The sequence below is a fragment of the Variovorax sp. P4_D9 genome (genome assembly GCF_056401695.1).
The window spans coordinates 1-7,803 of the sequence record NZ_JBFUIU010000432.1 but is presented as its reverse complement, the minus strand read 5'-3'; the positions used below and the strand labels follow the sequence as shown (position 1 = coordinate 7,803).

The following is a 7,803-nucleotide window of genomic DNA, read 5'->3' as shown; positions in this document are numbered from 1 at the left end:
CGGCAGTGCCAATTCTGTGCCGGCGCTGATCGGCGGGCAGGTCGACATGGTGTTCGCGTCGCCGCCGTCCCTCATGGGCTTCGTCAAGGCCGACCAGGCCAAGCTAATCGCTATTAACTCACCGACGCGCTCGGCGCTGGCACCGCAAGTGCCGGCGCTTGCCGAGAAAATTCCGGACTTCGACTTCGCCTTCAACGTCGCGGTTCTGGCACGCAAGGGAACGCCCAGCGACGTCATCACACGCGTCAGCAGCGAAATCGCGAAGATCGTGAAGCGGCCCGAGGTGATCGAGCAGTTCCGGGTGGCTGGTGTAGATCCGGTCGGCGGCTCGCCGGACCAACTGTTGCAGGCGCTCAAGAGCGAATCGGCGCGCGTCACCGCGGCGGCCGGCCGCGCCAACCTCAAGGCCGAGTGAGCAGGCAGCAACGATTCATGACCGTTCAAACCCACGCCGATACTCAGATGCCGCTGCGCATCGCCCACGTCTATGACGCTGCCGACGGCATTCGCAGCTTTGAACTGGTGCAACCCGACGGCACGGAACTGCCGCCCTTCACACCGGGATCGCACGTCAGGGTGCAAGCACCCAACGGTTCGATGCGCAAATACTCGCTGTGCAATGACCCGGGCGAGCGGCACCGCTACGTTATCACTGTCAAGCGCGACGACGCGGGGCAAGGCGGCTCGCTCAGCATGCATAACGACGCGCACGAGGGCGACACGCTTCCGACGTCGCTGCCCGACAACGCGTTCCCGTTGGTCGACAAGGCCAAAGGCTATCTTTTCATAGCCGGCGGGATCGGCATCACGCCGATCCTATCGATGATTCGTTCGTTCGGCGAGTTGCCGCCGGCCCCGTGGAAGCTCGTCTACCTGACGCGGTCGCCCGAGACCACGGCGTTTCTGGAAGAACTGAGCCAACCGAAGCTTCGCAAGCAGGCGCGCATCCACCACAGCCTGGGAGACCCCGCCCGGGCCTTCGACCTGTGGCCAGCGCTCGAAAAGCCCAACACCGCACACGTCTACTGCTGCGGTCCGCGGCCGCTGATGGAAGCGGTGCGCGACATGACCGGGCATTGGTCGCCATCGAACGTGCACTTCGAGAGCTTCAACGAAGGCGGCGGCGTGCGGCCGGATGATCAGGCCTTCAAGGTCAAGCTGGCGCGCTCGGGCGGCGAGTTCGAGGTCCCGGTTGGAAAATCGATATTGGCGGCGCTGCGCGAGCATGGTTGCAACACAGCTTCGTCGTGCGAAAGCGGCACCTGCGGCACCTGCCGCACCGGGCTGGTCAGCGGCGAAGCGGACCATCGCGACATGGTGCTGATGCCGGAAGAGATGGCGAGCCAGATCATGATCTGTGTGTCGCGCGCCAAATCGCCCGAACTGGTATTGGACTTATGAGCGCCTCGCCTATCGATCGGGTAATTCGCCTGGGCGTTGCGGGCTTGGGCCGGGCCTTCACGCTCATGCTGCCGACCCTTCTGCAAGACCGGCGCGTGCAACTCGTCGCCGCGTGCGATCCGCGCGAAGCGGCCCGGTCGCAGTTTGAACGCGACTTCGAGGCACCCACCTACGCCGACATTGAAGGGCTTGCCAAAGACCCGTCCGTCGAGGCGATCTACATCGCGAGCCCGCATCAGTTTCATGCCGCGCAGACCCGCGTGGCAGCCCTGCATGGCAAGCACGTGCTGGTCGAGAAGCCGATGGCGCTGACGCTCGCAGAGTGCGACGACATGATTGCGCACTGTCGCGAGGGCGGGGTGCAGTTGATCGTCGGTCATTGCCACAGCTTCGATTCGCCCTACCTGCGTGCACGCGAGATCGTGTCGAGCGGCGAATTCGGCCGCGTGCGCATGATTCACGCGCTCAACTACACCGACTTTTTGTACCGGCCGCGGCGGCCCGAGGAATTGCAGACCGAAGCCGGCGGAGGCGTGGTGTTCAGCCAGGCCGCGCACCAGGTCGATGTGGTGCGGTTGCTGGCGGGCAGTCCGGTTGTTCGGGCCCGCGCCATCATGGGCGACTGGGATCCGTCCCGCCCCACGCAGGGTGCGTACTCCGCGCTGCTCTGGTTCGACGATGGCGCGTTCGCCAGCATCAGCTACAACGGCTACGGCCATTTTGACTCCGACGAATGGTGTGGATGGATCGACGAGATGGGGAGGAGCAAATCGCCCGAGGCCTACGGTGCGGCCCGCCGCCAACTCGCCACCGTGCAGTCGTCGGCAGCCGAAGCGCGGCTGAAGGCGGCGCGAACCTATGGCGGTCCTTTGTACACGCCGCCTTCGCCGCAGGCAAGTTCATCGTGGCATCAGCACTTCGGCCCGGTCGTGGTTTCGTGCGAGAGGAGTGACGTTCGCCCGATGCCCGATGGCGTGTGGGTCTATGGCGATGCCGAGCGCCAACATCGATTGCTGCCCGCGCCGGCGGTGCCTCGCTTCGAGGTGATCGACGAACTGTTCGGCGCCATCGCGACGAACACCGCGCCGCTGCACGATGGGGTGTGGGCGCGGGCGACGCTCGATGTCTGCCTGGCACTACTCGACTCGGCGCGGTTCGATCGCGACATTGAAGTTTTTGGCTGACACAATACGGAGAATCACTTCTTCTGTTCTTCGCCTTGTCCAAGTCTTCTCTCAAACACGATGCCGAAGTGGCTGCCCGGGTCTTGCGACGCTGGCACGAAGCCGTTCCCGATGATCGCATGGCGCACCTGGTGAAGGATGCGACTCGAGGCTTTCTTCGCGCGCTGCAATCGCGCCTGTCCCAGCACAACGTGCAATTGGGTCACTGGACATTTCTGCGCATCCTCTGGGAGCGTGACGGCATCACCAAGAGGGAACTCAGCGTCGAGGCCGGCGTGATGGAGCCGACCACGTTCATCGCCCTGCGCGCGATGGAGTCGCTCGGCTACGTGACCCTGGAGCGCCGGCCGGAAAACCGAAAGAACATCTACGTTCACCTGACACCCGAAGGCAGGCGACTGCGCAGGGTGCTGGTGCCGTTGGCCCAGGAGGTCAACGCAGCGGCCCTCGATGGAATTTCCGAGAAGGAAGTGAAGATCGCGCGGCGCGCGTTGCTGATGATGATCGACAACCTGGCTCGCGACCAAGCCGGCAGGGAGTGACTGGGTGGATTTGACCCTGTTGCGCGGATGGGTGGGGCTTGATTTTGAAGTCGAAGCGACTGGCGACGACGAAGACTTACTGGAATGGACGCCTCCTTTCTTTGGCGTCCGCCGGCTGCCACAGTATGGGAGCGGGCGATCTTGCCCTGCTTACACGACGGAGGCAGTTCATGAAGATCACTACGATTGGTTTGGATCTGGCCAAGAACATCTTCCAGGTTCACGGTGTCGACGAGCGCGGCGTCGCGGCGTTTCGCAAGCAACTCAAGCGTGACCAGGTCGCACCCTTCTTCGCTCGCCTCGAGCCCTGTTTGATCGGCATCGAGGCCTGTGGCGGAGCGCATTACTGGGCAGCCAAGCTCGGCGCGCTCGGCCATTGCGTCAAGATGATGGCACCGCAGTTCGTCAAACCCTACGTCAAGACCAACAAGAACGACTCCCTTGACGCCGAAGCGATTTGCGAGGCCGTGGCAAGGCCGAACATGCACTTCGTCCCGGTCAAGTCGCCCGAACAACAGTCGTGCTGTCGCTGCACACTGCGCGTGAGAGCTTCGTCCACGCACGCACCGCCCAGGCCAACCACATTCGTGGGCTGTTGATCGAGTTCGGACACATAGTTCCCCAGGGCACGATCGGCTTCTGCAGCACCTCAAAGAACTGGACCGACAGGTGCGTGAGCTTGAGCGCGAGATCGAACTTTGGCATCGCAGCAGCGAGGTCAGTCGTCGGCTGGAGACGATTCCAGGCATTGGCCCCATCACCGCCAGCGCACTGGTGGCCAGCGCCGGCGACTCGCGCAACTTCAAGAATGGGCGGCAGTTCGCGGCGTGGTTCGGGTTGGTGCCGCAACAGAACTCCAGCGGCGGCAGGACCCAGCTGCTTGGCATCAGCAAGCGCGGCAGCGTCTACCTTCGTACGCTGCTGATCCACGGCGGGCGGGCGCTGGTGCAGTTGGCCAAGACACGGGCTGACCGAGCCGACACCTGGCTGGGCAAATTGGTCGGCCGTCGACATCAGAACATCGCCGCTGTGGCAATGGCCAACAAGAATGCCCGCTTGGCTTGGGCGCTGCTCTCGACGGGCAAGGCGTACGACCCTATGCAAGTTCCGACGCCAGTGGCGTAGCTCGCAGAGCGCGCGACGGCACGGCAAATTTCTTTCGCAGGTTGCTTGGGCAATCGATCGTTGATGGCAAGATAGGTAGGATCGGGGCTGGTCGAACCTGACGTGGACTTCGAGCTTCGAGCTCGTAGACTTGTAGAGGAGCCAGCCAGCGCATTCCATCAGGGCCGAAGCGCTTCGCGCGTCTGAAGGTCGGATGTATGACTGCAATCTTCTCCTGCTCGCCGGCAACGTGAAAGAGCCTTGCAAACTGGAGGCGACCATGTATGTCCACTGGCGGCGTGGCGCATGCCACGCAGACGCCGACGGTGGTCAAGTCGTGTTCAAGGGGGTCGATTTGTTTCGGTGTCAAAACTGACGGATCGAATCCCCAGCAACGACGCGGCCCAAGCACTGTAAGTCGTTGATTTCGGAGCATTGCTGTTCACTTCGTTCCGGCGTATCGTCTCCGGCCCCTGAACGGCGAAGGAGCGCGGCGATGCAAGGCTGGCAGACGTCCTATCTGTGCCTGCGCGACATGCCGGACGAGATCAGCGAGTTCGAGCTGCAGGCCTTTTTCAGTTTCAGTCGCGCCGAACTCGAACTCATCGCGCGGCGGCGCAGCGACAGCCTCAAGCTGGGCTTGGCACTGCACATTGGCTTCGCCCGCATGACCGGACGGCCGCTGAACAGCGTGAACGCCGTGCCCCCTGCCCTGCTTCGCCATCTTGGCCCCGAACTGGACATTGCTGCGCCAGACCTGGTCTCGCTGCGTGCGCTGTGCGCCCGCGGGCGCACCCTGTTCGACCACCAGCAGCAAGCCTGTTAATGCCTGGGCTTCAAATGGATGACCGAGCACCAGCGCCGCGCCTTGGTGAGAGTCCTGCGCGATGAGGTCGCGCACTGCTCCGACCGCGAGCGACTCTTGGTACTTGCCAGGCAGTGGCTCTACGACCATCGCCCGCTCATCGTGCACGACCGCGTGATCCGCGCCATGGTGGCAGCCGCGATGGTCGAACTCGAAGCGTCGACCGGCCAGGCCATCATGACGACGGTGCCTGCCGCGACACGCAAGCGCTGGACAGCGGCATTGAACACGCCGCGTCCGGACCGCGAGCACTGCCAGAGCTGGCTGTGGAGCGCGCCGGCAAGGCATTCCACGCGCCAAATCACTGGGGTCCTGGAACGCATTGCGTTCCTGACCGATCTCGGCATCGATCGGCATCTGGGGAAGCTGAACGACGTGCAGGTGCGTCGCTACGCCCGGCGCATGGCCGGGCGGCTCCGTCGGTCAGCGCCAGGATCAGGGAGCCGGCGCGCACGCTCGAGGTGAGCTGCTTCCTACGCTACTGTCTGTTCACGGCCACCGATCAGATCATCTTCATGTTCCAGCGCCGCGTGGCCGACCTGTGGCGCCACTGTGCTGACGGCGTTGCCGCCTCCGTGATTGGGCCCAGCAGTACCAGCAACTGTTGGTGGAGCTGTCCGGTCTTGCAGACCAGGACGCGTTGCCGCACGACGACGTTCGCTCACGCCTGCGCGATCTCGTCGCAGCCAAGTGCGCCCAACGCCCACCCAGCCGGGCGTCGGTCATTCGGCAACGTCTGATCGACGCCATCGCACCTGTGCGCTCGCTGCTGGTGGGCGTGAGCCGGTTGCCCAGGCAGGCCACCGGTGAGCACCCCGCTCTCGATGCGCTGAACAAGCTGCGAGCCGGGTACGCCGTCGGCATCAAGCGACTTCCCAGCGAAGTGGCGGCCCCACGACTGGGAGCCGCTTGGCGTGCAGCCATCGCCAACCCCGACCGCGAGCGTGCCTGCAGGGCGCTGGAGGTCGCCACCCTCCTCGCGCTGCGCCGGGCGGTGCGCAACGGCTCGGTCTGGATCGAACATTCGCTGAGCTTTCGCGGCCGAGAGCGACTGTTCCTGCCGGAGGAGCGTTGGCAGGCCGAAGCGCGACGCCACTACGCCAGGCTGCAGCTGCCAGCCAAGGCCAGCGAGTTCCTCGTACCGCTACTCGCACGCGTGCGCGCCGGGGTCGACGCGGTGGCGGTCGCCGCGCGCTCTGGCGATCTGCGCGTCGACGACGAGCTGCACCTGGCGTCATTGGCCGCGGATGAAGAGGACCCCCAAGTCACAAGGCTGCGGAGTCAGCTCGATCAGCGCATCGGCGAGGTGCAACTGCCCGAGGTCATCCTGGCCGTGGATGCCCAAGTGCGATTCAGCTGGATCATGCTCGGGCGCGTGCCGAGGACGGGCCAGAAACTGTTGATGGCCTATGCCGGCATCCTGGCGCACGGCACCAGCCTCACGGCGGCCGAGTGCGCGCGCATGATCCCGCAGTTGTCCGCCACCAGCATCCGCCAAGCGATGCGCTGGGCCGGCGACGAGCGTCGACTGGCCCACGCTTGCCGCCATTGCCTATCCGCTGATGTGCGGCAACACCGTGGTGTCCCGCGCCTCCGAGGCCAGCCCGCGCACCCACATGCTGGTCGCAGAGGCACTCGTCGAGGCAGGTCTTCCGGCCGGGGTGCTCAACTTCCTGACCAATGCGCCGCAAGACGCACCGGAGGTCATCGACGCGCTCATCGCGCACAAGGCCGTGCGCCGCGTGAACTTCACGGGCTCGACCCGGGTCGGTCGCATCATCGCCCAAAAGGCCGCAGTCCATCTGAAGCGATGCCTCCTTGAACTCGGCGGAAAATCCCCACTGGTCGTATTGAAGGATGTCGACATCGACGATGCCGTCAAGGCGGCCGTGTTCGGCTCTTTCCTATACCAAGGACAGATCTGCATGTCGACCGAGCGCATCGTCGTCGACGAAGCGATCGCCGACGAATTCGTCGCCAAGTTCGCGGCGCGTGCGCAGGATCTCCCTGCTGGCGACCCCATGGAGAATCCGCAGTGTGTGATCGGACCGATGGTGTCGAAGGATTCCGGCCCGCGCCTCAATGCGCTGATCGACGATGCCGTTGCCAAGGGCGCCAAATTGGCCTGCGGCGGTCGCGCCGCCGGGGCCACGATGCCAGCGACGATCGTCGACCACGTGACACGGGACATGAAGATCTTCGATGAGGAAACCTTCGGCCCTGTGACCACGATCGTGCGGGTGAAGGGAGATCAGGTGTTGAGGTCAGCTAAAGCCGCTAGCCAGGTCAGCAAATGATGCTAGCCAGAATTCGGTCAGAGCGTTGATTTCATTGAAGAATCGCGGATTTGAGGATCGTTTGAGTAACGTTGCTACGGGGCAACGGTAGACCGCTGAGGGCATGTAATCTTGCTAGCGCAGACAACGAGGCGCCAAATGGTGCTAGCGCATCTGCAGGAGTCGTCGATCTGCCCAGTTCGCCCGCGGTCACCGAGCGAGAGATCCAGATTGCGAGCGTGCTGCGCCCTCTCGGCACGGACCCGCTCACCCGCGAGCAGGCGCTGACGGCCGCGGAACTCCTGAACGTTCACTGGACCCATGTCTACCGGTTGCGCAGGCGCTTCCTCGCGAGCCCGGTCGTGAGTTCGGTCGTTCCGGCCAAGAGAGGTCGCAAGCCCGGGCCCCGTCTCGACCCACAAGTCGAATCC

General features: G+C 64.2%; 4 protein-coding genes and 4 pseudogenes. All 8 read left to right on the top strand.

The window, feature by feature from the left end:
• Positions 1-415, top strand: a 415-nt coding sequence (locus AC1DY5_RS34045) for a Bug family tripartite tricarboxylate transporter substrate binding protein (protein WP_478118694.1), incomplete at its 5' end; no start/stop codon positions are given.
• Between the two features lie 47 nt (positions 416-462).
• Positions 463-1,401, top strand: a complete 939-nt coding sequence (locus tag AC1DY5_RS34040) for a PDR/VanB family oxidoreductase (RefSeq protein WP_478118692.1) — start codon at positions 463-465, stop codon at positions 1,399-1,401.
• Positions 1,398-2,585: a Gfo/Idh/MocA family protein gene (locus tag AC1DY5_RS34035; RefSeq protein WP_478118698.1), complete on the top strand. Its 1,188-nt coding sequence runs from the start codon at positions 1,398-1,400 to the stop codon at positions 2,583-2,585. Before AC1DY5_RS34040 ends, AC1DY5_RS34035 begins: the two co-directional genes overlap by 4 nt.
• A 119-nt stretch (positions 2,586-2,704) precedes the next feature.
• Positions 2,705-3,127 carry a MarR family winged helix-turn-helix transcriptional regulator gene (locus AC1DY5_RS34030; RefSeq protein WP_478118696.1) on the top strand — a complete coding sequence of 141 codons (423 nt, stop codon included), beginning with the start codon at positions 2,705-2,707 and terminating at the stop codon, positions 3,125-3,127.
• A 170-nt stretch (positions 3,128-3,297) separates the two neighbouring features.
• Positions 3,298-4,252: pseudogene (locus tag AC1DY5_RS34025) on the top strand (IS110 family RNA-guided transposase).
• A 475-nt stretch (positions 4,253-4,727) separates the two neighbouring features.
• A pseudogene (locus AC1DY5_RS34020) lies at positions 4,728-6,651 on the top strand (DUF4158 domain-containing protein); the annotation flags it as partial.
• Positions 6,641-7,348: pseudogene (locus tag AC1DY5_RS34015) on the top strand (aldehyde dehydrogenase family protein); the annotation flags it as partial. The pseudogenes AC1DY5_RS34020 and AC1DY5_RS34015, both read left to right, overlap by 11 nt.
• A 263-nt stretch (positions 7,349-7,611) precedes the next feature.
• A pseudogene (locus AC1DY5_RS34010) lies at positions 7,612-7,803 on the top strand (Mu transposase C-terminal domain-containing protein); the annotation flags it as partial.